Consider the following 1,334-nt stretch of genomic DNA (forward strand, 5'->3'; position numbering starts at 1 on the left):
AGCTTCTCGCTGACATCCTCGCCGATCCGATGCAGGTCGTTGCGGCAGCAAGGACAGGCATGGTCATCGATATCGACCACGATCTCGATGCGCGGCAGATGGGCTGGCAGCGCACCTCTGTTTGTGCGCCGCTTGGCAACTTGCGCCTGGCGAAGAGCAGTGGATGCTTGTTCCTTCTCTTCCAGCCAGACAGCCTCAACTTGCTCGGCCTCTTCAAGACCAAGCAGAAGCTGGTCCTCGGGAAGCGTCTCGGCACGGCGGCCGAAGCGGTGGCGCTGCAATACCTTGATGATCTGACGAAGGCGGGCATTCTCTGCCTCGCGCGAAAGCACCATTGCTTTCAGCGCGTTCAGGTCATCGGGAAGCTCGTCTACCGTTATCGTCATGGATCGAGAACAGCATATTTTTCCGCTTGGAACGAGAGACTGAATGGGGCTGATTCAATTGGTCGCGCCCGTCATCCGGCCTTTATCGGGGTGCGCGTTTCGCTCGGCGCATGTACGCGTTTCCAGTCCAATCCTTCGAACAAGGCCGAGAACTGGGCGGCCGTTAGATGCATCGCGCCATCTTGCATTCGAGGCCAATGGAACTCACCATCCTCGATCCGCTTGGCGACCAGGCAGACGCCGCTTCCGTCCCAGAAGATCAGCTTGATCCGGTCGGTTCGTTTGGCCCGGAATACGTAGATCGTGCCCGAGAACGGGTCTGCACCCATCTCCGTCTTCACCAGTGCCGCCAATCCTTCAGCACCTTTGCGGAAGTCGACAGGCCTGGTGGCGATCATCACCTTTACCGCACCGGACGGACCGATCACGACTGAACCTTCAAGGCCTGAATGACGGCGGCAATGGTTGCGGCATCGGTGCCGGAGGCGATGCGCAGAATGGCTCCATCAATCTGCAATTCAATAGCCGCTCCCGCAGACACTTTCTTTGGCAAACGTGCCCGCCGCGCATTCTTCGTCATGAGCCTCCCAGGCGGCTCGACGACCGCTGGTGCGAACATTGGTGTTTCCTCGGGCAGAGAAAGAACCTCAAGCGGCTTTCGGGCGAGCCGTCGCCAAGTGAACAATTGCTGCGGCGTCAACCCATGAAGCCGCGCCACAGAGCACACTGTCACGCCAGGATCGTAGCTTTCCGCAACGATCTGCGCCTTTTGATCGTCACTCCATTCACGACGGCGGCCTTTGCCTGTGAATACCTCAAACCGGCGCACCGGTTCATCGCTAGATTTAAGCGTAAGCTCTGAAATCGACATATGTTCAAGCTCTCTTTCGAGCCTCAACATCGACAATCAAACGCTGATCCGGAAGGTGGGGGCAAAACAGCGCTTAC

2 protein-coding genes and 1 pseudogene are annotated in these 1,334 nt (G+C 58.1%); all 3 read right to left on the bottom strand.

Annotation, left to right across the window (positions count from 1 at the left end; all coding sequences use genetic code 11):
• Positions 1-386 (bottom strand): annotated as a pseudogene (locus AB4048_RS28725) (IS66 family transposase); the annotation flags it as partial.
• 71 nt (positions 387-457) lie between these two features.
• Complete coding sequence (gene tnpB, locus AB4048_RS28730; protein WP_442205338.1) at positions 458-814, bottom strand: IS66 family insertion sequence element accessory protein TnpB; 357 nt, start codon at positions 812-814, stop codon at positions 458-460.
• Positions 811-1,257, bottom strand: a complete 447-nt coding sequence (gene tnpA / locus AB4048_RS28735; RefSeq protein ID WP_442205339.1) for an IS66-like element accessory protein TnpA — start codon at positions 1,255-1,257, stop codon at positions 811-813. Before tnpA ends, tnpB begins: the two co-directional genes overlap by 4 nt.
• Positions 1,258-1,334: the final 77 nt, after the last annotated feature.

Origin of the sequence: Rhizobium sp. RAF56, assembly GCF_052113965.1 — a bacterium.
Taxonomy (GTDB): domain Bacteria; phylum Pseudomonadota; class Alphaproteobacteria; order Rhizobiales; family Rhizobiaceae; genus Rhizobium.

Coding starts and splice junctions, on each gene's coding strand:
- tnpA (WP_442205339.1), bottom strand. CDS start 1,257: ATGTCGATTTCAGAGCTTACGCTTAAATCTAGCGATGAACCGGTGCGC.